This window comes from Nonomuraea sp. SYSU D8015, from assembly GCF_008065375.1.
In the GTDB taxonomy this organism is placed as follows: Bacteria; Actinomycetota; Actinomycetes; order Streptosporangiales; family Streptosporangiaceae; genus Nonomuraea.
In genome coordinates this window covers 313430-338599 of record NZ_VJYI01000008.1, presented here as the reverse complement: position 1 = coordinate 338599, position 25170 = coordinate 313430, and the positions used below count along the sequence as shown (strand labels likewise).

23 protein-coding genes are annotated in these 25170 nt (G+C 71.7%); 14 read left to right on the top strand and 9 right to left on the bottom strand.

Annotation, left to right across the window (positions count from 1 at the left end; all coding sequences use genetic code 11):
- The first annotated feature begins 15 nt into the window (after window positions 1–15).
- The 5 genes from cysD to ID574_RS31675 all read left to right on the top strand — a co-directional run bounded on the left by cysD (window position 16) and on the right by ID574_RS31675 (window position 5066).
- Window positions 16–930: a sulfate adenylyltransferase subunit CysD gene (cysD, locus tag ID574_RS31695; protein WP_080045072.1), complete on the top strand. Its 915-nt coding sequence runs from the start codon at window positions 16–18 to the stop codon at window positions 928–930.
- Window positions 930–2192 carry a sulfate adenylyltransferase subunit CysN gene (gene cysN, locus ID574_RS31690; protein WP_188192644.1) on the top strand — a complete coding sequence of 421 codons (1263 nt, stop codon included), beginning with the start codon at window positions 930–932 and terminating at the stop codon, window positions 2190–2192. The genes cysD and cysN overlap by 1 nt, the downstream gene beginning before the upstream one ends.
- 92 nt (window positions 2193–2284) lie before the next feature.
- Entirely contained in the window at window positions 2285–3187 is a 903-nt protein-coding gene (locus tag ID574_RS31685; RefSeq protein WP_188192643.1) for a sulfotransferase, read from the top strand.
- Complete coding sequence (locus ID574_RS31680) at window positions 3184–4128, top strand: glycosyltransferase family 2 protein (protein WP_188192642.1); 945 nt, start codon at window positions 3184–3186, stop codon at window positions 4126–4128. Before ID574_RS31685 ends, ID574_RS31680 begins: the two co-directional genes overlap by 4 nt.
- Window positions 4125–5066 carry a WecB/TagA/CpsF family glycosyltransferase gene (locus tag ID574_RS31675; protein WP_223167259.1) on the top strand — a complete coding sequence of 314 codons (942 nt, stop codon included), beginning with the start codon at window positions 4125–4127 and terminating at the stop codon, window positions 5064–5066. The genes ID574_RS31680 and ID574_RS31675 overlap by 4 nt, the downstream gene beginning before the upstream one ends.
- Here the strand turns inward: ID574_RS31675 and ID574_RS31670 are convergent.
- The 6 genes from ID574_RS31670 to ID574_RS31645 are packed head-to-tail and all read right to left on the bottom strand — an operon-like array spanning window position 5005 to window position 11482.
- Entirely contained in the window at window positions 5005–5901 is an 897-nt protein-coding gene (locus ID574_RS31670; protein ID WP_188192641.1) for a sulfotransferase, read from the bottom strand. The two genes, ID574_RS31675 and ID574_RS31670, sit on opposite strands and share 62 nt — an antisense overlap.
- Window positions 5898–7166, bottom strand: coding sequence for a lipopolysaccharide biosynthesis protein (locus ID574_RS31665; protein WP_223167258.1), 1269 nt, complete (start codon window positions 7164–7166; stop codon window positions 5898–5900). The genes ID574_RS31670 and ID574_RS31665 overlap by 4 nt, the downstream gene beginning before the upstream one ends.
- Window positions 7154–8008: a sulfotransferase domain-containing protein gene (locus tag ID574_RS31660; protein WP_188192639.1), complete on the bottom strand. Its 855-nt coding sequence runs from the start codon at window positions 8006–8008 to the stop codon at window positions 7154–7156. The genes ID574_RS31665 and ID574_RS31660 overlap by 13 nt, the downstream gene beginning before the upstream one ends.
- Window positions 8005–8907, bottom strand: coding sequence for a hypothetical protein (locus tag ID574_RS31655; RefSeq protein WP_188192638.1), 903 nt, complete (start codon window positions 8905–8907; stop codon window positions 8005–8007). Before ID574_RS31655 ends, ID574_RS31660 begins: the two co-directional genes overlap by 4 nt.
- Window positions 8904–10169, bottom strand: a complete 1266-nt coding sequence (locus ID574_RS31650; protein WP_188192637.1) for a hypothetical protein — start codon at window positions 10167–10169, stop codon at window positions 8904–8906. Before ID574_RS31650 ends, ID574_RS31655 begins: the two co-directional genes overlap by 4 nt.
- The gene (locus tag ID574_RS31645; RefSeq protein WP_188192636.1) at window positions 10166–11482 is read right to left on the bottom strand and encodes a Wzz/FepE/Etk N-terminal domain-containing protein; all 1317 of its coding nucleotides are present in this window, start codon (window positions 11480–11482) and stop codon (window positions 10166–10168) included. The genes ID574_RS31650 and ID574_RS31645 overlap by 4 nt, the downstream gene beginning before the upstream one ends.
- Window positions 11483–11842: 360 nt before the next feature.
- Between ID574_RS31645 and ID574_RS31640 the strand changes: the two genes are divergently transcribed.
- Window positions 11843–12910 (top strand): glycoside hydrolase family 26 protein, encoded by a 1068-nt coding sequence (locus tag ID574_RS31640; protein WP_188192635.1) that lies wholly within the window; start codon window positions 11843–11845, stop codon window positions 12908–12910.
- Here the strand turns inward: ID574_RS31640 and ID574_RS31635 are convergent.
- From ID574_RS31635 to ID574_RS31625, 3 genes are all read right to left on the bottom strand, one after another.
- Complete coding sequence (locus tag ID574_RS31635) at window positions 12855–13730, bottom strand: sulfite exporter TauE/SafE family protein (RefSeq protein WP_223167257.1); 876 nt, start codon at window positions 13728–13730, stop codon at window positions 12855–12857. The two genes, ID574_RS31640 and ID574_RS31635, sit on opposite strands and share 56 nt — an antisense overlap.
- Window positions 13727–14941 (bottom strand): adenylyl-sulfate kinase, encoded by a 1215-nt coding sequence (gene cysC, locus ID574_RS31630; protein WP_188192634.1) that lies wholly within the window; start codon window positions 14939–14941, stop codon window positions 13727–13729. The genes ID574_RS31635 and cysC overlap by 4 nt, the downstream gene beginning before the upstream one ends.
- 70 nt (window positions 14942–15011) lie before the next feature.
- Window positions 15012–15731, bottom strand: coding sequence for a class I SAM-dependent methyltransferase (locus tag ID574_RS31625; RefSeq protein WP_188192633.1), 720 nt, complete (start codon window positions 15729–15731; stop codon window positions 15012–15014).
- Window positions 15732–15793: 62 nt separating this feature from the next.
- Between ID574_RS31625 and ID574_RS31620 the strand changes: the two genes are divergently transcribed.
- The 8 genes from ID574_RS31620 to ID574_RS31585 all read left to right on the top strand — a co-directional run bounded on the left by ID574_RS31620 (window position 15794) and on the right by ID574_RS31585 (window position 25105).
- Complete coding sequence (locus tag ID574_RS31620) at window positions 15794–16156, top strand: cupin domain-containing protein (RefSeq protein WP_188192632.1); 363 nt, start codon at window positions 15794–15796, stop codon at window positions 16154–16156.
- A 94-nt stretch (window positions 16157–16250) separates the two neighbouring features.
- Window positions 16251–19739, top strand: coding sequence for a transcription-repair coupling factor (gene mfd, locus ID574_RS31615; RefSeq protein WP_188192631.1), 3489 nt, complete (start codon window positions 16251–16253; stop codon window positions 19737–19739).
- Window positions 19740–19769: 30 nt separating this feature from the next.
- Window positions 19770–20375 carry a SurA N-terminal domain-containing protein gene (locus ID574_RS31610; RefSeq protein WP_188192630.1) on the top strand — a complete coding sequence of 202 codons (606 nt, stop codon included), beginning with the start codon at window positions 19770–19772 and terminating at the stop codon, window positions 20373–20375.
- Between the two features lie 3 nt (window positions 20376–20378).
- Window positions 20379–21320: a nucleoside triphosphate pyrophosphohydrolase gene (locus tag ID574_RS31605; RefSeq protein ID WP_188192629.1), complete on the top strand. Its 942-nt coding sequence runs from the start codon at window positions 20379–20381 to the stop codon at window positions 21318–21320.
- 607 nt (window positions 21321–21927) lie between these two features.
- A complete protein-coding gene (gene eno / locus ID574_RS31600) occupies window positions 21928–23205 on the top strand; it encodes a phosphopyruvate hydratase (protein ID WP_188192628.1) in 1278 nt (425 codons plus the stop codon).
- Between the two features lie 67 nt (window positions 23206–23272).
- The gene (locus ID574_RS31595) at window positions 23273–23689 is read left to right on the top strand and encodes an FtsB family cell division protein (protein ID WP_188192627.1); all 417 of its coding nucleotides are present in this window, start codon (window positions 23273–23275) and stop codon (window positions 23687–23689) included.
- A complete protein-coding gene (locus ID574_RS31590; protein WP_188192626.1) occupies window positions 23679–24167 on the top strand; it encodes a DUF501 domain-containing protein in 489 nt (162 codons plus the stop codon). The genes ID574_RS31595 and ID574_RS31590 overlap by 11 nt, the downstream gene beginning before the upstream one ends.
- Window positions 24158–25105 carry a Ppx/GppA phosphatase family protein gene (locus tag ID574_RS31585; protein WP_188192625.1) on the top strand — a complete coding sequence of 316 codons (948 nt, stop codon included), beginning with the start codon at window positions 24158–24160 and terminating at the stop codon, window positions 25103–25105. Before ID574_RS31590 ends, ID574_RS31585 begins: the two co-directional genes overlap by 10 nt.
- Window positions 25106–25170: the final 65 nt, after the last annotated feature.

Here is a 25170-nt window from a genome sequence, read left to right as displayed (position 1 = left end):
CCGGAGGAAGCTCCCATGCTCCAGCGCGACTACACGACGTCGCAGCTCGACGTACTCGAAGCCGAGGCCATCCACATCATGCGCGAGGTGGCGGCCGAGTTCGAGCGTCCGTGTCTGCTCTTCTCCGGGGGCAAGGACTCGATCGTCATGCTCCGCATCGCGGAGAAGGCGTTCTGGCCCGCGGCCATCCCGTTTCCCCTCATGCACGTCGACACCGGCCACAACTTCGACGAGGTCATCGAGTTCCGCGATCGCCGCGCCGCCGAGCTGGGCGCTCGCCTGATCGTGGCCAGCGTTCAGGACTCCATCGACCAGGGCCGCGTCGTGGAGGAGACCGGGCGGCGCGCCTCGCGCAACCGGCTGCAGACCACCACGCTGCTGGACGCCATCGAGGAGCACGAGTTCGACGCCGTGTTCGGCGGCGCCAGGCGCGACGAGGAGAAGGCGCGCGCCAAGGAGCGCGTGTTCTCCTTCCGCGACGACTTCGGCCAGTGGGATCCGAAGAACCAGCGCCCCGAGCTGTGGAACCTCTACAACGCGCGCATCCGCAAGGGCGAGCACATCCGCGTCTTCCCGCTGTCCAACTGGACGGAGCTCGACGTCTGGGACTACATCAGGCGCGAGGGCATCGAGATCCCCTCCATCTACTTCGCCCACACCCGCAAGGTCTTCGAGCGCGACGGCATGCTGCTGCCCGACTCCGACGTGGTGCAGCGCGGCGAGGACGAGCCGCTGTTCGAGGCCGTGGTGCGCTACCGCACCGTGGGTGACATGACCTGCACCGGCGCCGTGCAGTCCACGGCCGCCACGGTCGAGGAGATCATCGAGGAGATCGCGGCCACCCGGATCACCGAGCGCGGGGCCACCCGGGCCGACGACCGCTCCTCCGAGGCCGCCATGGAGGACCGCAAGCGAGAGGGCTACTTCTAATGGACATTCTTCGCTTTGCCACCGCGGGAAGCGTCGACGACGGCAAGTCCACCCTCATCGGACGCTTGCTCTACGACTCCAAGGCGATCTTCGAGGACCAACTCGAGGCCGTCGAGCGGACCTCGCGCGACCGGGGCACCGAATACACCGATCTGTCGCTGCTCACCGACGGGCTGCGGGCCGAGCGGGAGCAGGGGATCACGATCGACGTGGCGTACCGCTACTTCGCGACGCCGCGCCGGAAGTTCATCATCGCCGACACCCCCGGCCACATCCAGTACACCCGCAACATGGTCACCGGCGCCTCCACGGCCGACCTGGCGATCATCCTCATCGACGCCCGCAAGGGCGTGCTGGAGCAGTCGCGCCGGCACGCGTTCCTGACCTCGCTGCTGCGCGTGCCGCACCTGGTCCTCGCCGTCAACAAGATGGACCTGGTGGACTACTCGCAGGAGCGGTTCGAGGAGATCAGGGAGGAGTTCACGGCGTTCGCCTCCAAGCTCAACGTGGCCGACCTGACCTTCATCCCGATCTCCGCGCTGCACGGCGACAACGTGGTCTCCCGCTCGGAGAACACGCCGTGGTACCAGGGCACGTCGCTGCTGCACCACTTGGAGAACGTGCACATCGCCTCCGACCGCAACCTCACCGACGTGCGCTTCCCCGTGCAGTACGTCATCCGCCCCCAGCGCGCCACCGATCACGCCTTCCACGACTACCGCGGCTACGCGGGGCAGGTCGCCGGCGGCGTCCTGAAGCCGGGCGACGAGGTCGTGCACCTGCCGTCGGGGCTGACCACGCGGATCGCCTCGATCGACACGTTCGACGGCCCGGTGGAGGAGGCGTTCCCACCCATGTCGGTGACGCTGCGCTTCGAGGACGACATCGACATCTCGCGCGGCGACATGATCGCCCGGCCCAACAACCAGCCGCACGTGGCGCAGGAGCTGGAGGCGATGGTCTGCTGGATGACCGACGGTCTCAAGCTGACGCCGCGCTCCAAGCTGACGATCAAGCACACCACCCGTACGGCCCGCGCCCTGGTGCGCGACCTGCACTACCGGCTTGACGTCAACACCCTGCACCGGGACGAGGAGGCGACGTCGCTCGGCCTCAACGAGATCGGCCGGGTGTCGCTGCGGGTCACCCAGCCGCTGTTCGTGGACGACTACGGCCGCAACCGGCTCACGGGCGGGTTCATCCTGATCGACGAGGCCACCAACGGCACGGTCGCCGCCGGCATGATCATGGACGTGCGCTGAACGGTAGATCTTTTCGCAGTTCACCGACCCTCTGGTAACGCTCCGCGCTAGGGTCTTCGCGTTCCGTGTTCACGACGCGAAAGCCCGACTCCGTGACCGATCGCGCAAGCACCACCCGGGTGATCTACCTCGGCGGTTTGGGCCGCAGCGGCACCACGCTGCTCGAAAGGCTCCTCGGCGAGCTGCCGGGCGTGGTCGCGCTCGGTGAGGTCGTGCACCTCTGGGAGCGCGGAGTGCTCGCGGAGGAGCTCTGCGGGTGCGGCGTGCCCTTTCCCGCCTGCGCCTTCTGGCGGCAGGTGGGGGAGCGGGCGTTCGGCGGGTGGAGCAGGCGGCTGGCGGAGCGGGTCCTGGCGCTGCGGTACCGGGTCGACCGCACCCGCAGGATCGCCCGCATCGCCCACCCCGACCTGGCCGAATACGCGCGGGCCTACCGGCTGCTCTACGATGCCACGGACGCCCAGGTCGTGATCGACTCCAGCAAGCACGCCTCGCTGGCCTGCTGCCTGGTGACCTGCGGCGTGGACGTGCGCGTGGTCCACGTGGTCAGGGACCCGCGGGCCGTGGCCCATTCGTGGGACAGGACCGTGGCGCGCCCCGAGGACGGGCGGCCCATGACCCGCTGGGGGCCCGCCCGCACGGCGCTGCACTGGACGGCCCAGAACGCCGCGCTGGAGCTGCTCGCACGGCGTGGGGCGTGGGTCACCACCGTCCGCTACGAGGACCTGCTCGCCGACCCCGGGCCCACGCTCACGGCGCTGGCCCGCGAGCTCGGCCTGGCCGCCGGGCCGGAGCTCCCGTTCGTGGACGGCCGGACCGCCTGGCTCGGGCCCTCGCACACCGTCTCCGGCAACCCGATGCGTTTCCACGTGGGACGCGTGGAGCTGCGGCGTGACGACTCGTGGGCGACGGGGCTGGGCGACGGCGACCGGCGGGTGGTCAACACACTCACGTGGCCGCTCAGGGTCAGGTACGGATACTGGGGGGTGGCGGCGTGAGGCCCGTCGGCGTGGTGATCCCGACCCGCGGCGACCGCCCCGTCCCGCTGCGCGAGGCCGTCGAGGCCGCGCTGGCCCAGGACTGGCCGGTCTCCGTGGTGGTCGTCGTGGACACCCCGGCCCAAGAGGGCGTTCCGGTGGATGTCCCGGCCCAGCAGGGCGCCCCACCGGATGGCACGGCATGCCGGGACGTCGCGGCGCAACTCGCCGGCGTGTCCGGCCCCGTCCGGGTGCTCCCCAACTCGCGCACACCCGGCCTTCCGGGAGCGCGCAACACCGGCGTCGACGCCTGCGACACCGACCTCGTGGCCTTCTGCGACGACGACGACGTCTGGCTGCCCGGCAAGCTCGCCGCCCAGGTCCAGGCGCTTCGGGACGGCGCCGAGTTCGCCAGCTGCGGCATCGAGGTCGAGCACGGGCGCCACCGCGTGGCCAGGCTCGCCGGCGTCCCCGCCGTCACCGCGGCCGATCTCGTACGCTCCCGCATGGTGATGGTCCACTCCTCGACGTTCCTGTTCGAGCGCGGCCGGCTGTGGGCCGACGAGAGCGCGCCCGCAGGACAGAACGAAGACTGGGACCTGGCGCTGCGCGCGGCCAAGCGGCGCCCGATCGCCTACGTCGACCGGCCGCTGGTCCGGGTGCGGTGGGGCGGATCCCACTACGCCGCCCGCTGGGCGGACCGCATCGCCGGGCTCGACTGGATGCTCGCCCGGCACCCCGAGCTGGCCGTGGACTCGCGCGGCGCGGCGCGGGTCTACGGCCAACTGGCCTTCGGTCACGCCGCGCTCGGGCACCGGCGCGAGGCCGCCCGCTGGGCCTTGCGCACGTTCGCGGCCCGCCTCGGCGAGCCCCGCGCGCCGATCGCGCTGGCGGTGGCGGCCGGGCTCGTCCCCGCCCGCGCCGTGGTCTCGATGCTGCACAACCGGGGGCACGGCATTTGAGCACGTCACAGGCGGCAACCGGCCACTCGACCCCCTCACGTCCCGAGCCCGCGCCCGAGACCGGAGCCTCCGTCGACCAGCACGAGCCTGCGGCCGCAGACGGGCGGACGCGGGTGGGCGGCGTCGGGGTGGACGCGCTCACCGAGGAGCAGGTGGTGCGCCGCGTCGCCGCCGCGCTGGAGGCGGGCCGGGGCGGCCACATCGTCACCCCCAACGTCGACATCTGCCGGCTCGCCACCGCCGATCCCTCGCTCATGGAGCTCGTGTGGGCCGCCGAGCTGGTGGTGGCCGACGGGATGCCCCTGGTGTGGGCCGCCAGGATCCTCGGCACGCCGCTGCCGGAGCGCGTCACCGGCGCCGACCTCATCTGGGCGCTCAGCGAGCTGGCCGCCCGCCGGGGCTGGCCGGTATACCTGCTCGGCGGCCCCCAGGGCGCTCCGCAGCAGGCCGCCCGCGAGCTCACGAGCCGCTTCCCGGCACTGCGGGTCTGCGGTGCCCACGCGCCGCCCTACGGCTTCGACACCACCCCGGCGGGACGCGACCTCGTGCGGCGGAAGGTGATCGCCGCGCGCCCCCGGCTCGTCTTCGTGGGGCTCGGCTTCCCGCGCCAGGACCGGCTCATCGCCGACCTGCGGGGAGGGCTGCCCGGCGCGTGGTTCCTGGGCTGCGGGGCGGCGATCGCCTTCGCGGCGGGGACGGCCCCCCGGGCGCCGGAGTGGATGCGGCGGGCGGGGCTGGAGTGGGCGTTCCGGCTCGGCAGCGAGCCCGGGCGGCTGGCACGCCGCTACCTGGTCGACGACCTGCCGTTCGCCGTGCGGCTGCTGGGCCGGAGCCTGGCCGAGCGGCTCAGGGCGGGTGGGTTCACGGCCGAGCGGCTCACGGCAGGGTGGTTCGCGGCAGGGCCAGGGCACGCACGCGGGCCGCGTCCTCGGGGCTGAGGCCGCGGGCGGCACCCTCGAGCGCTCGGCGGGAGTCCATCCGCCGGTACGCCGTACGGGACAGGCCCGACCAGCGGAAACCCCCCTCCCGCGCGGGGCCGGTGCACGCCCTGGCGATGCGGCGTTCGGCGGCCGGCGTCCAGGTGAGGCCCGCGTAGGCGTACAGGCGGCGGAAGCCCGCGATCGGATCGGCGGCCAGGGACTCGTACGACGTGAGCAGAATCCCCGGCGTCCGGCCGAGGATCGTGTGGGTGACCCGCCACAGGGCGGCCGTCTTGGCGACGGCGTCCTGTGAGTCGTCGAGGGTCAGCAGCTCAGGGTGGTCGCGTACCAGCAGCGGCTGGTCCAGGAGCTCGCGGAAGCCGACCGTCCAGCCGAGCCGCCGCCAGCTCGCCACGAACGACACCGGGTCACGCACCAGCGCGATCACCCTGCAGCCGAGCCGCCGGGCGAACCAGCCGGCGCTGAGCACCGCGAACGGGTCGTCGAGCAGCGCCCGCCGCCCGGCCAGGCGGCCGTACGCGAAGGCAGTGCCGTACCGGAGCAGGCGGGCCAGGTCGTAAGGGGAGTGGTTCGCGCGCAGCTCGGCCAGCCAGTGGTAACGCAGGGCGACCGTGTCGCGGAAGGCGGGCAACCAGGAGTCCGCGTTGTCGTCGCAGATGTACTGGAACCTGTGGGTCACCTCGGCCCGCAGCACACCGGGGCAGCGGCCGGGCGGATGCTGGGGGTTGAGGGGCTCGTTGACGTAGATCAGCTCGCCGCCGGCCGCGAGCATCTTGCCGGTCCAGCTGGTGCCGCTCCTCGGCAGCCCGGTCACCAGGACTGGGGCCGTCATGCCGCCGCCCACGTACGCAGGCGTACCGCCGCCAGGGTGTGGCGGCCGAACGGGCGCAGGCCGTAGCGGCGGTGGAGCTGCCACAGCGGGAGCAGGTTCTTGACGAGCACGCCGCCCGACCAGCCGGCGACCGCGCCCAGGGCCCCGTACGCGGGGATGAGGGCGAGGTCGAGCGCCAGCGTGCAGGCGACCGCCGCCAGCAGGTTGAGCAGGCTCGCCCCGGTGTGCCCGGCGGCGGTGAGCACGACGTCGACCATCCCGCAGGCGGTGGCCACCATCATGGTTCCGGCCAGCACGAGCGCCACCGGCGCCGCCGACGCGTACGAGGGACCGAACAGGCGCAGCAGCCACGGCGCCAGCGCCGCGTACGCCAGCCAGACCGGCCACGTCAGCAGCACCAGCCAGGCCGTCGTGGTCTGGTACAGCTCCCTCGCCCGCGCCGGCTCCCCGTCGGCGAGGGCGGCGACCAGCCGCGCCTGCGCGGCCTGCGCCAGCCCCTGGTTGGCCAGCTGCCCGACGACCTTGAACCGCGTGGCGGCCGTGTAGACGGCGGCCTGCGCGGGCCCGGCCAGCACGGCCACGATCACGACGTCCACCCGCTGGAACACCGCCTGGATCGCTCCGGCGAGCGACCGCGGAGCGGTGTGCCGCCACAGGTCGCGTCCCGTCCCCGGCAGGTACGGGCTCCGCGGCACCCGCCCCCGCAGCCCGGCCGCCGCCAGGACCAGCACCGGCACGTACGGCAGCCCCCACGCCACCGGCAGCCACTCGGCCGCCCCCGCCACGGCCACGCCGGCGACCAGGACGAGCTGCGCGGCAGGCAGCAGCACCCCGTCCAGGAGCACCGTCGCCCGCATGCTCCCGAAGCCCCGGGTGGCCGCCAGGAGCACGTCACCCAGCACCATGACCGGCAGGACCGCCGCGACCATCCCCACGTGCGGGTAGAGGACGACCGAGGCCACGCACGCCATCACCGCGCAGGGCACGAGCGCCGCCCGGATATATCCAGAAATGCCGCGATAGCCGTACGTCTCCGCTCGCGCGATGAAGTACACCAGCCCGTTGCCCGCATCCAGCTTGGCGATCCCCGCCGCCATGAGCACCACGGCGGTCACCGCGAAGAACCCCCCGGCCTCTGCCGCGGTGAACGCCCTGGTCACGATCACCACCAGCACGAACTGCGCCAGCGCCGAGAGCCCCGCCCCGGCCACGCCCGCGATCCCGCCCCGCGCCACCCTCGCGGGAACCCGCGTCACCGCCGCCACGACGGCTCCTCGCCCAGCCACCGCACCAGCCGCGCGTCGTACGCCTCGAAGTGGTCCCGCAGCGCCCGCCAGAGCGCCGGCGGCACCGGCCGCGGCAACGACCGGCCGTTGTGCCGCTCGAACGTGGGATAGCCCAGATGCGGCATCCCCAGGAACTCCAGCACCCGGTCGTAGACCTGCTCGGGGTCCTCGAAGAACCGGTGGCTGTCCAGCACCAGGATCCGGTCCGGCCCGAAGAACGGCTCCAGCCGGTCGAGCTGGTCGGCGTAGCGGCCCCGGGCCAGGTAGGCGTGGTGGCGGTGGGAGCGGTGCAGCGCGTACGGTGACTGGCGCAGCAGTTCCTCGGCCCCCGCCAGCCGCCGCGACTCCAGCTCGATCGCGTACTCGAAGTGCGACTCCGTCTCGTAGCCGCGGGCCAGCTCGTGGGCGTGGGCCGAGCAGGCGCGCTCGACCGGATCGCGGACCAGCACGATCAGCTTCACCCCGGGCAGATCGGCCGCGATGCGCTCGCCGGCCAGCGGATGGAACAGGTAGTAGGGGGACGACTCGAACGCCTGCGCGCGGGCGCCGTACCGGTGTCCGAGCAGCGCCGCGCTGACCCGCAGCGGGAAATGCCCCTGATACCAGGACAGCCCGCGCCAGTAGGCGACGTCGAAGTAGTGGACCCCCTTGTGCAGCACCGGCTTGAGCAGCAGCGGGTGCTGCGCCAGCGCCCGGTACATCGACGTGGTGCCGCACCGCTGCGCCCCCGCGATCAGGAACGACGGCAGCATCCGCGCCCCCGCCGTGACCCTGCCCGCGCTCCGCGACAGCGACAGCGCCGACCGCTTCATCGTCTTCATGTGAGCAGCTCCTCGGGGTCGACGGCCGGATTGAGCCAGGTCTCCGGCGGGCCGAGCGGCGCGTGGCCGTCGGAGGCGTGCCGGTGGGCCAGGGTGATGAGGTAGCGCAGCGCGGTCTGCCTGGCCACGGCCGCCGACAGGCCCAGAGGCGCCAGCTCGCGCGCGGCCTGCGCCACGCACGCACGGGCGGCGGCAGGCGGGCGCATCCTGCGCAGCGACCGCTGGAAGAAGTGGTGCACGGCGTCGAACCCGAACGGCACGCCGATCTCGTACCGCTCCCAGTCCCACACGAGCAGCCGCCCGTCGGGCCCAGGGCACATGTTCCACGGTGCGAAATCACCGTGCCAGGCAGGGCCGGCCTCTCCCGTGCCCGCGATCTCCTCGATCGCGCTCATCAGCAGCGGGCGCGGTGCGCGGCGCCGCCGCATCGGCACCGGGAGCGGCGACAACGCCAGCACCGCCAGCCCGCGCCAGTCGCCGTGGTGCAGCACGCCGGGCGTGGTCACGGTCTTCAGCCCGAGCCCCGCCAGCCTGCGGAGCGCCGCCGCCTCCGCATTGATCAGCTCGCGGGCCCGCGCGCTGTCACCGATCTTCACGAACGCCAGCCGCCGCCCGCCGGAGCGGGCCTCCAGGAGGGGTTTGCGATTGGCCCGCCGCGCGGGGCGCACGTGCAGGACAGTCTCGACCGGCCTGCCGAAGACCTCGCTCAGGTACGCCGCGATGGACCCCTCGGCCGGCACCACGACCCGGGACCATAGGTGCCACCAGCGGCGCGGCGCCAGCCTGCGGGGCATGGCGGCGTGCGGCAGCAGGGTGTACGCCCGGGGCGAGCCGGAGCCCGGATAGAGCAGCCTGACCGTCTCGGCGAGGTAGTCGAGGCGGACGGCGGCGTCATTCATGGGTTCCTCCACAAGAGGGCGAACGAGATCAGGTAGAGGCCGAGCGGCGTGACCAGGCCGTCGTAGACGAACATGTAGAGCAGTACGAGGCCCATCACCAGCACTCCGGCCAGCCCGATCGGCGTGCGGTCGCGCCAGTGGCGACGGATCGCGCCGGCGAAGAACGCGATGTACAGTGCCGCGCCGGTGAACCCCTGCGTGATGATCAGCAGCCAGAGCTGCCCGTCGCTGCCCAGCGGCGGATGCCCGCAGCCCGTGCACCACTCGGTCTTGCCCGTGGTGATCGTGCGGTGGTTGCCCAGGGCGTTGCGGGTGTTGCCGTAGCCGATCACCGGCGAGTGCGCGGCCGCCGCGAGGGTGGCGGTGACGGTGAAGGCCCTGATGTCGTTGGAGTGGGGTTTGTCCAGCCGCTGCGCGAACAGGGCCGCGAGCGGGCTCAGCGCGAACGCCAGCGCCCCCGCCGCCACCGCCGCGCACAGCGCGACCCTGGTGCGCCCGCCCACACGGACGATGAGATAGACCACGGCCAGGCCCAGGCCGATCCAGAGACCGCGGTTGAGCGAGTAGACGACGGGGATCGCGGCCAGGGCGATCGTCACGGCCACGAACAGCCGGTGCCGCGGCCCGCCGTACACCCACCACCCCACCACGGCCCAGATCAGCAGCACCGACACGTTGCTGCCCCACGCGTTGGCCCACTCGAACGGCGCCTCCGGCCTGGGCATGGCGTAGCCGAGCACCTTCTGCGTCTGCGCCGCGGTGGGGTGGATGAGGTTCTGGACGAACGGGTTGTCGCCCAGCCATCTGGGCAGCAGCCACTCCACCGGCGAGGTGAAGGAGAACCCGGGCAGGAACACGCCGAGCAGCCCGCCCGCGACCGTCGTGACGAACAGCACGCCGAGCCACCGCACCAGGCGCAGCTGCGGCAGCTCGCGCTCGGTCAGATTGCCCAGATAGAGCACCATGACGAGGACGGCCGCGTAGAGCGCCAGTCGCATGGCGTAGCCGATGATCCGGCCGGGGCCGAGCTCGCCGTACGTGCCCGGCGGCATCTCGGCCAGCATCAGCGCGCTCACCAGATAGCCCGCCAGCAGCAACAGCCACAGCCCGAACCCGGGCGGGACCCTGATCGGCCTGCGCCGCCACAGCAGCACGGCCATCGGCACAGCGAGCACGATCACCGACAGGCCGCCGAACCCGAGCGCCCACCAGACCGGATAGCCGACCAGCAGCGCCGCGACGGGCCAGGCCGGTCCTCTCACGTCGGCCGGCCGGGCGGGGACTGGTGCAACGCCTGCATGGGCGTGGTCTCGGCCGACATGCTCACCCCGAACTCGCCGGTCGCGACGAGCTTGCCGAGCGGGGTGTGCGGGCGCGGCTCGGGCAGCGGCACGAATGACGGCGGCGCGTCGGCGGCCGTGACCACGCCGATGATCGGCACGTCGTGCCGGCCGAGCCGGCGCACGGCGGCCGCGACCCGCTCCGCGGTGACCCGGCCGAGCCCCACCACCAGCAGGGCGGCGTCCGCCCTGGCCAGGTCGCGCACGTCGGAGCCGTCGAGCACCGACAGCGGCGTGCCGACCTCCAGCGGCTCGGCCGGCGAGGCGGCGCGGAGGTCCGCGGGCAGCGTCTTGACCAGCAGTCGCTTGCCCGGGCAGGCGGCGACCACGGCGCAGGCCAGCTCGTGCAGCACGTCGGGGTCGCGTGGGGGCGACAGGTCGCCCAGGACGGGCAGGCCGGTCAGCCGCTCGACGTCGGCGGCCGTGCGCAGCCGCGTGTCGAGGCGGTCGCGGGCGTAGGCGGCGGCGGAGCCGGCCAGCAGGCCCGCCATCAGGCCCGTGCCGAGGTAGAGGGGCAGGCTGGGCGAGCTGGGCGCGGTCGGCGGCGCGGCCCGGCCGATGATCGCGCCGGGGGTCACGGCGACCGTGCGCAGCGCGTCGTACTTGAGCGCGAGATTGGCGGCCTGCCGGTTGAGCACACCCCGCCGCTGCAGCGCGATCTCCCGCTCGGGGCTGCCCTTGGCGAGGCGGCCGAGCCCTCTGATGGCGGTGTCGAGGCTCGCGTTGACCTGTTTGAGCTTGGCCAGCACCGCCTGCTGCTGCTCGGCGAGCGCGGCCAGCGCGCTCTCACGCCGGTGGGCGAGGTACGCCTCGGCGTACGCGTGCGCCTGGGCGGCCGAGACGTCGGGGTCGGCGGCGGTCACCGAGATCAGCAGGACCGCCGAGTTGGGCGGCACCGAGACCTCGACCGGCTCGGCCGCGTCGATCCCCAGGCTCTTGGCGGCCCGTGCGGCCACCACGGCCGACTGCGCGACCTGGGCCTCGGTGTCGAGGTTGAGCGGCTCGCGCTGGCGCGGGGTGACCTGGTTGCCCGGCTCCTGGGGGCCCACCGGCATGACGTGCACCTGCGTGGTGGCGGTGTAGGCGGGCGGGGTGAGTCGCATCAGCGCGAGCCCCGCCGTGCCGCCGAACACGACGCAGCCCACGAGGAGCAGCCACCGCCTGCGCAGCAGCGAGAGATGCTCCTCCAGGTCGGCGCCGGGGCGGCGCGCCTGGACGTCCGGCGACTGGCTCATGGGGGAGGTCTCCTGGATGGTGTGCGCATTGTCGTCGGACGACGACGCAGCGTCACGTGCCGAGGTGTGCGCCCACTATAGGCCGGACGATCAGCACCCAGGCCGAATATGCAAGATTTTCTCCTGTACGGCAGGAAAGAAGGGCCTACATAAAACGAAATTCCCGAAAATTCCGGCGAGCTGTTTTCCCAGCACGAACTGCGGATTCGGGAATGGCATGGCAAGGTTCAGGAGACCGATGAGAAATCTGCGAAGCGGACTGCCGCTACGGTCTTGGCCGGGCGCCACGGTGGGGCGGCAGTCTGACGAGCAGGTTTCTTGTCGGCCAGCTCAGTCCTTCGACAAGGGGGTTGGACGGCTTTGCAGCTACGGGGAATTTCTCACAAGACGACGGGGCTGGTCGTGGTGGCGGCCCTGGCCGCCTGCACCGGCGCCGAGGAGTCCAGCGCGCGGGCGCCGGTAGGCACGCCCGTCAAGGAGATCGCGGTGGAGCCGACGTGCACGGCCACCTCCAGGCTCATCCCCTCCTGCGGCGCCTGGTGGGGGCTGGCGCCCGAGGTCTTCACCGGCGTTCCCGTCGACGAGGCGCTGCGCGGCGCGGAGGAGCGCATGGGCGCCACGGCCGACGTGTTGCACGTCTATCACCGGGGCAGCGAGCTCTTCCCCACCGACGCCGAGCTCAGGCTGGCCCGGGACCCGGCGCGGCCGCGGCTGCTCATGATCAACTGGAAGCCGTCGTTCGACCACACGTGGGCCGAGATCGCCGACGGCGCGCTGGACGCCAGAATCGACCGGCTGGCCGGCTACCTCAGGCGCACGTTCCCCGAACGGTTCTTCCTCACCATCCACCACGAGCCGGAGAACGACGTGGACGACTCGCCGGGGTCGGGCATGCGGGCCGCCGACTACGCCGCGATGTACCGGCACATCGTGCTCCGGCTGCGCGACCGGGGCGTGCGGAACGCCGTCATGGTCATGACGTACATGGGGGCGCCCAACTGGGCGGCCCAGCCCTGGTTCGAGGAGCTCTACCCGGGCGACGACGTGGTCGACTGGGTGGCGATGGACCCGTACGCCGACGACCGGGTCCAGGACTTCGACGGGCTGGTCAACAAGACCCGTGAGGAGTACGCGCACTGGCCCGGCTTCTACCGGTGGATGCAACTGCGCTTTCCCGGCAAGCCGGTCATGGTGGCCGAGTGGGGGGTGTTCGAGCGGCCGCACGATCCCGGGTTCAAGCGGAAGTTCTACGAGTCCGTACGCCGCCAGATCAAGCGCTATCCGCAGATCAAGGCGCTGGTGTACTTCGACTCGCCGCGGGCGCCGCGCGGCGACACCAGCTTCGACTCCAACGAGGCGGCGGACCGGGCGTTCAGCCGGCTCGCGCGAGATCCTTACTTTCGCTCGACCCGCGTCCCGCGACCTTGACCCGCCATCCGACGACGGTGACCACCACTGCGATCACCAGCGCGCAGACGGTGAGCGTGTTGTCCACGTCGAGCAGCTTGAGCGCGGAGGCGAGCAGCACGATCGCCAGCATGGCCCTGATCAGGCCGCCGGGGGCGCGCGAGGAGATCCTGGCGCCGAGGTAGACGCCCGGGATCGAGCCGATGAGCAGCGACACCGTGAGGTCCATCTGGAAGTCGCCGAACAGCAGGTGGCCGAGCGCCGCCGCGCTGACCAGCGGCACGGCCTGCACCAGGTCGGTGCCGACGAGCTGGTTGGCCTTGAGCGCCGGGTAGAGCACGAGCAGGGCCACGATGATGAGCGATCCCGAGCCGACGGAGGAGACGCCGACCACCAGGCCCCCTACCATACCGACCAGTAGGGTGGGGATCGGGCGCACGACGATCTCGTGCGCGCTCGACGTCCCGCCCCGTTGACCGAGCAACGCCTTCAGCACCATGCCCGCGACGGCGAGCAGCAGCGCCACGCCCAGGGCGTACTTCACGCCGTCGGTCACCGGGAACGCCCGGGCCACGAACACCCCGCAGAACGCGGTCGGCACCGATCCGGCGCACAGCCACCCCACCAGGCGCAGGTTGACCGTGCCCCGGCGCAGGTGCACCACGCTCCCGACCGGCTTCATCACCGCCGAGGCGACCAGGTCGCTGGAGACCGCGGCCAGCGGTGGCACGTTGAAGAACAGCATCATCATCGGCGTCATGAGGGCGCCGCCGCCCATGCCGGTCAGCCCGACGACGATCGCGACGAGAAAGGACCCGGCGATCAGGGGGAAATCGATCAACGGACCCAACCTCCAGACCGCAGCGTCCCCAGCACCTGGGAGACGGCCGCGTCGATCGTGATGTGCGTGGTGTCGATCACCAGGTCGGCGTCGTCCGGCTCCTCGTAGGGGTCGGAGATGCCGGTGAACTCGGGGATGAGGCCGGCGCGTGCCTTGGCGTACAGGCCCTTGCGGTCGCGCCGCTCGCACTCCTCCAGCGGCGTCGCGACGTGGACCAGCAGGAAGTCGGCGCCGACCGCCTCGACCATCTCGCGGACCTCCGCGCGGGTGGCCGCGTACGGGGCGATGGGGGCGCAGATGGCCAGCCCGCCGTGGCGCGCCACCTCGGCTGCCACGAACCCGATGCGGCGGATGTTGAGGTCGCGGTCGGCCTTGGAGAACGTCAGGCCCTTGGACAACAGGTGGCGCACCACGTCGCCGTCGAGATAGGTCACCGTGCGGCTGCCCAGCTCCAGCAGCGCGTCGCGCAGCCCGCGGGCGATGGTGGACTTGCCGGAGCCCGACAGACCGGTGAAGAACACCACGAGCCCGCGCCGGTGCGGCGGGCCGGGGATGCTCACCGGCTCGGGTCCGGCCAGGTGCTCGGTCGCGCCGTAGGCGGTGGCGACGTGCTCGCGCAGCTCCAGGTCGATCTCGGGTTCTTCGCGCGGCGCCAGGGGCACGGAGACGACGAGCGTGTCCTCGGGCAGCCGCTCCTTGGCGCGCAGGGCGGTGCGGACGACCGCTGGCCCGCCCTCGCCGTACGAGAGGGCGAGCAGCATGATCACCGCGTCGAGTTCCTTCGCGGTGGCGACGATCTCGGAGAGGTCGTCGAGGGGGCCCCGCAGGGTCACGACGAGCGCGGGACGCCCGCCGAGCTCCTCCTTCACCTGGGCGGGAGTGCGCCGGAGGCGCGCGAACGGCCCGTGCTCCGGCGTGCCGAGCCCTTTGACGGGGCCCGAGGTCAGCCCGTCGGCCTCCTGAGCGGTCACCGTGAGGACGGCAAGGGGCAGGCCCTCCGGGTCCAGCAGGGTGACCTCGTCGCCGGGGTGGACCTCGACGGGCAGGCGGAGGGTGACGGGCGCGGGCCACGGGGTGCCGTCGGCGAGCGTGCCCCGCTCGTGCACCGCGTGGAGGTCGTCGTGGCCGAGGAAGCCGCCGAGCGGCTCGAACGCCCCGGAGAGCAGCAGCTCGAGGTCGGCGAGCTCGTGCGGCTCGGGGGTCCACTCCACGGTTCCTACATCCCAACTATTCCGATTGAATTGGTAGGGAAGGAGTTTACCGAGAGATGTCGGTACGCCGCTAGATGACCCGGGCGAAGTGATGCTGCGGCTTCCTGATCACCATCGTGATCTCGTCGTGGGAGTCGGGGTAGCGGCCGTTGGTGAGCCTGGCGACGGCCTTGATCGCGACGCGGGCGATCCAGCTGGCGCGCGCCGGGCCGCTGGAGTTCCGCACATCGTCGGTGATCATGAGGCCGCGGCTCAGGCAGAACGCGTGCATGCCGTCGCTCGACGCCAGCGGCTCGTAGACGGCCGGCAGCGGCCCCGTCGGGCCGGAGCCGACGAGCGGCCGCCACAGCAGGCGGCGCAGCCATGCCGGCGTCATCCGGTCCAGCAGGCCGTAGGCGGACCTGCGGTCGCGCATGCGCAGCAGCACCAGCCCGCCCGGGCGCAGGGACTGCAGGAGGCGGTCGAAGATGAGCTCGGCGTGCCTGACCCGCTCCAGCAGGAACGACAGCTGGATCACGTCGTACGCCCGGTGCTCCAGCGGCACGCTGCGCAGGTCGCCCAGCGACCACTTGACCAGGTCGGTCCGCTCCTCGAGCGCGGCCCTGATCGCGGGGTGGTCCTCGTCGACGCCGGTGGCCCTGGTCTCGATCCGCTCCAGCGGCGGCGGCTGATCGTGCGCGCAGCCGGCGACCAGCACGTCGAGCCGTCTGCCGTACTGGCCGGTCCAGTGCTCGCGGATCCGCTGACCGAAGAGATCGCCTCGCTGGGCGACCGATCTCACCTCTGACATGTCACCTACAGTAGTCACTCCATCCGTATCGGTAAGGCATTTCCCTGCTAGCGTCCTGGCCTGTGAGCGATCGCATCTACGTGGGCAACGCGGCGGGGGACGCGCTCGGTGACCGCGGCTGGCTCCTCGGGCACTTCAAATCCCCGGGCGATCCGCGTCACAGCGACGAGGTCGAGATCAAATGGGGCGTGCACCCGCCGGGGGACGAGCGGGCCGAGTGGGTGCGCGGCGAGGAGCGCACCGCGCTTCTCGTGCTGATCAGCGGCCGCTTCCGCGTCGAGCTGCCCGGCCGCAGCGTGTTGTTGTCCGAGCCGGGCGACTACGTGGTGTGGGGCAAGGGCGTCGACCATTCGTGGCGGGCCGAGGAGCACTCCACGGTGCTCACCGTGCGGTGGCCGTCCGTGCCTGGTTACCGCGTCGGCTGAGGGCCCGGGCCGAGTAGTCTGGTGAGGGACACCCCCGCGACCTGACACGGCCGGGGGTAATCGTGTTGCCGTCGTGGGGCTGTGGGCTTATCTGATGAGTCTTTCCGGACTGCTTGACCTTGTTCGCGCCGACCCGAAACTGACCGCCGCTCTCGAAGAGGGCGGCGACGTCGCGCTGATCGCGCCGTCCGCGCTGCGGCCGTTCGGCGTGGCCGCGCTGGCCGGGCACGACCAGCGGACCGTGCTGGCGGTCACCGCGACGGGCCGCGAGGCCGAAGACCTGGCCGCGGCGCTGACCAGCCTCATCGAGCCCAGTTCGGTGGCGGTGTTCCCGGCGTGGGAGACGCTGCCGCACGAGCGGCTCTCGCCGCGCAGCGACACCGTCGGCCAGCGGCTGGCGGTGCTCAGGAGACTGGCGCACCCGGTCAAGGGCGACGCAGCGGCCGGGCCGCTCAGCGTGATCGTGACCCCGGTGCGGGCGCTGCTGCAGCCGGTCGTCAAGGGCCTGGGCGACCTGGAGCCCATCAGGCTGCGCGCGGGCGACGACGCCGACCTCGAAGACGTGGTGGACGCCCTCGTCACCAACGGATACCACCGGGTCGACATGGTGGAGAAGCGCGGCGAGGTGGCCGTGCGCGGCGGGCTGCTCGACGTGTTCCCGCCGACCGAGGAGCATCCGCTGCGGCTGGAGTTCTGGGGCGACACGGTCGAGGAGATCCGCTGGTTCAAGGTGGCCGACCAGCGCTCGCTGGAGGCGGCCGAGGACGGGTTGTTCGCGCCGCCGTGCCGCGAGCTGCTGCTGACCGACGAGGTCCGGGCCCGGGCGCGGGAGCTGGCCGAGGAGCACCCGGCGCTGGCCGAGGTGCTCGACCAGCTCGCCGAGGGCACTCCCGTGGAGGGCATGGAGGCGTTCGCGCCCGTGCTGGCCGGGGAGATGGACCTGCTGATCGACCACCTGCCGATCAGGTCCGCCGTGTTCGTGTGCGACCCCGAGCGGATCAGGGGGCGGGCCGAGGAGCTGGTCCGCACCTCGCAGGAGTTCCTGGAGGCCTCCTGGATCAACGCGGCGGCCGGCGGGGAGGCGCCGATCGACCTGGGCGCGGCCGCGTTCCGCACGCTGGAGGAGATCCGCGAGCACGCCGACGCGCTGGGGCAGCCGTGGTGGACCATGGCGCCGTTCGGCGGCGGGGTGGAGCTCGACGCGCAGGACTCCGAGTCCTATCGCGGCGACACCGCCAAGGCGCTGGCCGACATCAAGGGCTGGCTGGCCGACGAGAAGGCGGTCGTGCTGCTCAGCGAGGGCCACGGTCCGGCCGAGCGCATGGTGGAGCTGCTCAAGGGCGTGGACGTGCCTGCCCGGCTGCAGAAATATCTGGATAAAGCGCCCGAGCCGAAGGTCGTCCACGTCACGACCGGCCTCATCGAGCACGGCTTCATCACCCCCAACCTGGCCGTGCTCACCCACCTCGACCTGGTCGGGCAGAAGGCCTCCACCAAGGACATGCGGCGCCTGCCCTCGCGCCGCCGCAACATGGTCGACCCGCTCCAGCTCAAGGTCGGCGACCACGTGGTTCACGAGCAACACGGAGTGGGCCGCTACGTCGAGATGGTGCAGCGCACGGTGCAGGGCGCCACGCGCGAATACCTCGTCATCGAATACGCCAAGGGCGACCGCCTCTACGTGCCCACCGACCAGCTCGACGAGGTCACCCGCTACGTCGGCGGCGAAGCGCCCACGCTCAACCGCATGGGCGGCGCCGACTGGGCCAAGGCCAAGTCGCGGGCGAAGAAGGCGGTCAAGGAGATCGCCGGGGAGCTGATCAGGCTCTACTCGGCCCGCATGGCCTCGCCGGGGCACGCGTTCGGCGACGACACGCCGTGGCAGCGGGAGATGGAGGACGCCTTCCCCTATGCCGAGACGGCCGACCAGCTCGCGGCCATCGACGAGGTCAAGCGCGACATGGAGCGCGGCGTGCCGATGGACCGGCTGATCTGCGGCGACGTCGGCTACGGCAAGACCGAGATCGCGGTGCGGGCGGCGTTCAAGGCCGTGCAGGACGGCAAGCAGGTCGCGGTGCTGGTGCCGACGACGCTGCTGGTGCAGCAGCACATGTCGACGTTCACCGAGCGGTTCTCCAGCTTCCCGGTCACGGTCAAGCCGGTCTCCCGCTTCCAGACCGACGGCGAGGTCAAGGGCACGCTCGAAGGGCTCAGGTCGGGCGCGGTCGACGTGGTGATCGGCACGCACCGGCTGCTCAGCCCCGAAGTCAGGTTCAAGGACCTCGGGCTGATCATCATCGACGAGGAGCAGCGGTTCGGCGTCGAGCACAAGGAGGCCATGAAGCACCTGCGCACGCAGGTGGACGTGCTGGCCATGTCGGCCACGCCGATCCCGCGCACGCTGGAGATGGGCCTGACCGGCATCCGCGAGATGTCCACGATCCTCACGCCGCCGGAGGAGCGGCACCCGATCCTCACGTTCGTGGGGCCGTACGAGGAGAAGCAGATCGCCGCCGCGATCCGGCGCGAGCTCATGCGCGACGGGCAGATCTTCTTCGTGCACAACCGGGTGGCCTCGATCAACCGGGTCGCCGCGCGGCTACGGGAGATGGTCCCGGAGGCGCGCATCGCGGTGGCGCACGGGCAGATGAACGAGCACCAGCTCGAGAAGATCATGGTGGGCTTCTGGGAGCGCGAATACGACCTCCTCGTCTCCACCACGATCGTCGAGTCCGGCCTCGACGTGCCCAACGCCAACACGCTGATCGTCGACCGGGCCGACAACTACGGCCTGTCGCAGCTCCACCAGCTCAGGGGCCGGGTCGGGCGAGGCAGGGAGCGCGGATACGCGTACTTCCTCTATCCGCCGGAGAAGCCGCTGACCGAGACCGCGCACGAGCGGCTCGCCACCATCTCGCAGCACACCGAGATGGGCGCGGGCATGTACGTCGCGATGAAGGACCTGGAGATCCGCGGCGCGGGCAACGTGCTCGGCGCCGAGCAGTCCGGCTTCATCGCGGGCGTCGGGTTCGACCTGTACGTGCGGCTGATGGCCGAGGCCGTGCAGGAGCAGAAGGCCAAGCTCGACGGCCGCGAGGTGAAGGAGGAGCTCCACGACGTCAAGGTGGAGCTGCCGATCAACGCGCACATCCCGCACGACTACGTCACCTCCGAGCGGCTGCGGCTGGAGGCGTACAAGCGGATGGCGGCCATCGCCGAGGAGAGCGACATCGACGAGGTGCGCGACGAGCTCACCGACCGCTACGGCAAGCCGCCGACGGAGGTGGACAACCTCCTGGAGGTGGCCAGGTTCCGGATCAAGGCCCGCCGGGCCGGGCTCACGGACGTCACGCTGCAGGGACAGAACATCAAGTTCGGCCCGGCCAGGCTGAAGGAGTCGCAGCAGGTGCGCCTCGAGCGGCTGTACAAGAAGGCCATCTACAAGCAGGCCGCGGAGACGCTGCTGGTGCCCGTCCCCAAGACGAAACCGCTGGGCGGGCAGCCGCTTCGCGATCTCGACCTGCTCAAATGGTGCGGCGACCTGGTCGAGGCACTGTTCCTCGAGCCCGCACGGGTAAGCTAGCGGCGGTTTTTCGGTCGGAAAGGGAAGCATGTGAAGTCGATACGAGTGGCTGTGGCCGCCGCCGCGGTGGGCATCGCGCTGACCGCCTGCTCCTCGCCCATGCAGGCCGGAGCCGCGGCCGTGGTGGGCAACGAGCGCATCACGGTGAGCAAGGTCAACGCCGACGCGGAGGCGTACGTCGCGGCGCTGAAGAAGGCCAAGCTGTCCGAGGCGGACCTCGGCGGCGTGCCGGTCAGCCATGTCGTGCTGCAGCGCCTGATCAACATCGCCGTCACCGAGCAGCTCATGGCGCGCTACAAGGTGAACGCGAGCGAGACGGAGATCGACAACGCGCTCAAGGACCCGGGCCAGTTCGGGTCCCCCGAGATCAACCTGTTGTCCCAGGGCGTCGCGCCGACCGACGCGCGTGACTGGGGCAAGGCGATCGTGGGCCTGCAGAAACTGCAGCAGCAGTTCGGCGGCGAGAGCGGGCAGCAGCGGCTGAGCCAGGAGTTCAGCTCGATCAAGCCGGTTCTCAACCCCCGCTACGGCGCCTTCAACCCGCAGCGCTCGCAGGAGAACCCCGGGATCTTCGTGGACACCGGCAGGTTCGGCAAGCTCACCCCCGAGCCGGCGCAGCAGCAAGCGCAAGGCTGACCCGTGCCGCTGGTCCTCGTCACCACGTCGCCCAGGGTCGCCCCCGGGCTGCTCAGCCACCAGGCCTGGCAGGCTCTGCGCTCCGGCCCGGTGCTGACCGGGGCGGCCGCGCACCCGCAGCTGCCCTACCTGGCCGAGGCCGGGATCGACGTCGAGGTCGTCGAGCCGGACGCGCGGGCGCTGGCCGCGCGGGCGGTCGGCGAGACCGTCGTCTGGCTCGCGGGGTCGACGTCCGAGGGGGCCGACGAGGACTTCATGCGGGCCGTGGGGCACGCGGCGATCGCACTCGACGAACCGCCGGTGATCGAGGTCGTGCCGGGGTCCTACGACCTGCCGGGCGCGCGGGTGCTCGACCTCGTGGCGGTGATGGACCGGCTGCGTACGGAATGCCCGTGGGACCGCAAGCAGACCCACGAGACGCTGGTGCCATACCTGCTCGAAGAGGCCTACGAGGTGCTGGAGACCATCGAGCAGGGCGACTACCCGGCGCTCCGGGAGGAGCTCGGCGACCTGCTGCTGCAGGTGGTCTTCCACGCCAGGGTGGCCGAGGACTTCGACATGGACGACGTGGCCGCCGGCATCGTGGAGAAGCTGGTGCGCCGCCATCCCCACGTGTTCGGCTCGGTGCGGGCCGAGAGCGCCGACGAGGTCAACGACAACTGGGAGGCCATCAAGGCGGCCGAGCGGGCGTCCAAGGGGAGCGGGTCGGCGCTCGACGGGGTCCCCATGGGGCAGCCGGCGCTGTCGCTGGCCGCGCAGCTCCTACGCCGGGCCGACCGCGCCGGGGCGCCCGATTCGCTGGCGGCCGGGGTCGGGCAGGGGGTGGCTCGGGAGCTGTTCGACCTGGTCCGCCGCGCCGCCGCCGCCGGCCTGGACGCCGAGGCCGAGCTCCGCGCCGCCGCCCGCACCTATCGCGACCGCGTCCGCGCCTGGGAATCACGCTGACCCCGCCCGACGGGATGTAAGGGACGCTGCGCCGAGGGCGGATCGCGCCATCGACACGAGGGCTGATCGCGCCATCGGCGCCCCCGGGCATCACCGCACACCAACCGGCGAGCCGTCGCACGGCGCCCTCCGACGGTGCGCGTGCTTCTTCCCGGCGCCGACCGAGGGGCCGTTGAGTGGTGCGCCCTCCGGTGGTGCGCGTGCTTCCTCCCGGCACCGACCGACGGGCCGGTGAGTCGTTGTGTGACGCGGCGCCCGGTGGCGCGCGGGCTTCGTCCCGGCGCCGTGCCGGCGGGGTGTGGTCCGGTGCGGCCTTCGGCGGCGCCGGGTTTCTACCGGCGCCGGGCCGGTGTGGTGCGGTCGTGATCGGCGCAATGCGGCCGGCGCTTGGCGTGGTGGGCCGTGCCCGGCGCGTCCGGCCCGCGCCTGGTCGTGGGCGCGGGGGTGTCCGGAGCAGGGCAGAAGGGGCGGTGGGCGGGCAGAGCGTGCGATGGGAAGGGCGCCGGGGCGCGTGAGGTGTGTGCCGGGGCGGGCTTGCCGTCGTCGAAGGGTAGGGGACCGATAGGCTCTGAAGGCATATTGCCTTTTCGATTTAGGAGCGCATCCCGTGGCTACCATCGAGGTCGTTTACGCTCGCGAGATCCTCGACTCCCGGGGCAACCCGACGGTCGAGGTCGAGGTGGTGCTCGACGACGGCAGCACCGGCCGCGCGGCCGTGCCGAGCGGGGCGTCCACCGGCCAGTTCGAGGCGGTCGAGCTGCGTGACGGCGGCCAGCGTTACGGCGGCAAGGGCGTGGAGAAGGCCGTGCTCGCCGTGACCGACGAGATCTTCGAGGAGATCAGCGGCGTCGAGGCCGAGGATCAGCGCATCATCGACCAGATCATGATCGATCTGGACCGCACGCCCAACAAGTCGAAGCTCGGCGCCAACGCCATCCTCGGCGTCTCGCTGGCCGTCGCCAAGGCCGCCGCCGACAGCGCCGACCTGCCGCTCTTCCGCTACCTCGGCGGCCCCAACGCGCACGTGCTGCCGGTCCCGATGATGAACATCCTCAACGGCGGCGCCCACGCCGACACCAACGTCGACATCCAGGAGTTCATGATCGCGCCGATCGGGGCGGAGACGTTCCGCGAGGCCGTGCGCATGGGCACCGAGGTCTACCACGCGCTCAAGAGCGTGCTCAAGGAGAAGGGCTACGCCACGGGCCTGGGCGACGAGGGCGGTTTCGCGCCCAACCTGCCGTCCAACCGCGACGCGCTCGACCTGATCCTGGTCGCCATCGAGCGGGCCGGCTACACCCCCGGCGAGGACATCGCGCTCGCGCTCGACGTGGCCGCCTCCGAGTTCCACAAGGACGGCGTCTACACCATCGACGGCAAGGGCCTGTCGGCGCAGGAGCTCATCGCCTTCTACGAGGACCTGGTGGCCAACTACCCGCTGGTCTCCATCGAGGACCCGCTCAACGAGGAGGACTGGGAGGGCTGGAAGGCCATCACCGCCTCGCTCGGCGACAAGGTGCAGCTCGTCGGCGACGACCTGTTCGTCACCAACCCCGAGCGGCTTGAGCGCGGCATCAAGGAGGGCGCGGCCAACGCCCTGCTGGTCAAGGTCAACCAGATCGGCACGCTGTCGGAGACGCTCGACGCCGTCGACCTGGCCCACCGCAACGGCTACAAGTGCATGATGAGCCACCGCTCCGGCGAGACCGAGGACACGACGATCGCCGACCTCGCGGTGGCGGTCAACTGCGGCCAGATCAAGACCGGCGCGCCGGCCCGCTCCGACCGGGTGGCGAAGTACAACCAACTGCTGCGCATCGAGGAGCTCCTCGACGACGCCGCCCGCTACGCGGGTCGCGCGGCTTTCCCGCGTTTCCGGCGCTAGTTTCGAGTACGGCTCGCGGCACCCCGGGATCCCGCCGCGAGCCGTACGTCGAGGGGGTGTGCAGCAAGTGGCGAAGAGACCGCAGCTGACCGGACGGGCCGCCATCCTGGCCGTCGTGGTGTGCGCGATCGCGATGAGCCTCGCCTACCCTGTGCGCGAGTACATCAGCCTGCGCCGCAGCATTTCCGAGCTGCGGGCGGAGAAGGCCAGGGTCGAGGCGGAGAAGCAGGCGCTGCTGGCCCGCGACCGGCAGAGCAACGATCCCAACTGGATCAAGAAGACGGCCAAGGAGCGGTTGCATTACTGCGGTCCTGGCGAGAAGTGCTACGTGGTGATGCAGCCCGAACAGGACAAGCAACAGGCGAGCGTGAAACAGCCCGCGGCGGTGCCGCCGTGGTACCAAACCCTCTGGGAGTCCGTGGAGGCCACCGACAAGGGCACCGGGCGCCGGGCCGTCGTGGGGAAGGAAAGCGGTGGACAGTAAAGACGTCGAGGTCGTGCGGCGGCAGCTGGGGCGGCCCCCGCGAGGTCTGCGCGGGGTGGCGCACCGCTGCCCGTGCGGCAACCCCGACGTGGTGGAGACCGCGCCGAGGCTGCCGGACGGCTCGCCGTTCCCGACCCTCTACTACCTGACGTGTCCCAAGGCGGCCTCGGCCATCGGCACCCTCGAGGGCTCGGGCCTGATGCGCGAGATGCAGGGCAGGCTGGCCGCAGACCCCGAGCTGGCCGCCGCCTACCAGGCCGCGCACGACGACTACGTCGCCAGGCGCGACCAGGCCGCGCAGGAGCAGGACCTGGAGCCCCTGCCGCGTGACATGCAGAGCACGGGAGGCATGCCGCGGCGGGTCAAGTGCCTGCACGCGCTCGTCGCGCACGAGCTGGCGGCGCCCGGGGTCAACCCGTTCGGCAGGGAGGCGCTCGACGCCCTCCCCGAGTGGTGGAGTGACGGACCATGCGTGTAGCCGCCGTCGACTGCGGCACCAACTCCGTACGCCTGCTCATCGCCGACGTCGGCGACGAGCTGATCGACGACGTCGAACGGCGGATGGAGATCGTCCGCCTGGGCCAGAACGTCGACAAGACCGGCAGGTTGGCCCCCGACGCGCTGGAGCGCACGTTCAAGGCCATGAGGGCCTACCGCGAGCTGATCGACCGGCACGGCGCCGTCGCGACCCGGGTCGTGGCGACGAGCGCGACCAGAGACGCGGCCAACCGGGAGGAGTTCGCGGCCGGAGTGCGCGAGATCTTCGGGGTGGAGCCGGAGGTCGTGTCAGGGGGCGAGGAGGCCGAGCTGTCGTTCGTCGGCGCGACCAGGGGCCTCCTCCGGCTGTCGCCGGAGACCGAGGTGCCGCAGGGCCCGCTGCCGCCTTACCTGGTGGTGGACATCGGGGGCGGATCCACGGAGTTCGTGGTCGGCTCCGAGCACGCCGAGGCGGCGCTGTCGGTGGACATCGGCTGCGTACGCCTGACCGAACGGCATCTGCGTGACGCCGGCGACCCGCCGCCCGCGCCTGCTCTGGAGGCCGTGGTGGCCGACATCGAGGCGGCGCTCGACGAGGTCGAGGCGGAGGTGCCCGTCGAGCGGGCCCACACACTCGTGGGCCTGGCCGGGTCGGTGACGACGGTCGCGGGCATGGCGCTCGACCTGTCCGCGTACGATCCGGCGCGGATCCATCACTCTCGGATTTCGGCTCAACAGGTCCATGACGTCACGCGGAGACTGCTCGCGATGACCCATGGTGAGCGCGCGGCCGTTCCGGTGATGCACCCGGGGAGAGTTGACGTCATAGGCGCGGGTGCCCTTATTCTTGACCGCATCGTGCGGCGTTTCGCGTTTTCGCAGGTCGTTGTCAGCGAACACGACATCCTCGACGGTATCGCCTGGTCCCTGGCGCGATAGGCGCGGGGAAATCCCGGGATTTCCGATCTACGTGCTGTGTTGAGTGTGCAATCATTATTGTGCTT

Coding starts and splice junctions, on each gene's coding strand:
- cysD (WP_080045072.1), top strand. CDS start 16: ATGCTCCAGCGCGACTACACGACGTCGCAGCTCGACGTACTCGAAGCC.
- cysN (WP_188192644.1), top strand. CDS start 930: ATGGACATTCTTCGCTTTGCCACCGCGGGAAGCGTCGACGACGGCAAG.
- ID574_RS31670 (WP_188192641.1), bottom strand. CDS start 5,901: ATGACGGCCCCAGTCCTGGTGACCGGGCTGCCGAGGAGCGGCACCAGC.
- ID574_RS31660 (WP_188192639.1), bottom strand. CDS start 8,008: ATGAAGACGATGAAGCGGTCGGCGCTGTCGCTGTCGCGGAGCGCGGGC.
- ID574_RS31655 (WP_188192638.1), bottom strand. CDS start 8,907: ATGAATGACGCCGCCGTCCGCCTCGACTACCTCGCCGAGACGGTCAGG.
- ID574_RS31645 (WP_188192636.1), bottom strand. CDS start 11,482: ATGAGCCAGTCGCCGGACGTCCAGGCGCGCCGCCCCGGCGCCGACCTG.
- ID574_RS31625 (WP_188192633.1), bottom strand. CDS start 15,731: ATGTCAGAGGTGAGATCGGTCGCCCAGCGAGGCGATCTCTTCGGTCAG.
- mfd (WP_188192631.1), top strand. CDS start 16,251: ATGAGTCTTTCCGGACTGCTTGACCTTGTTCGCGCCGACCCGAAACTG.
- ID574_RS31585 (WP_188192625.1), top strand. CDS start 24,158: ATGCGTGTAGCCGCCGTCGACTGCGGCACCAACTCCGTACGCCTGCTC.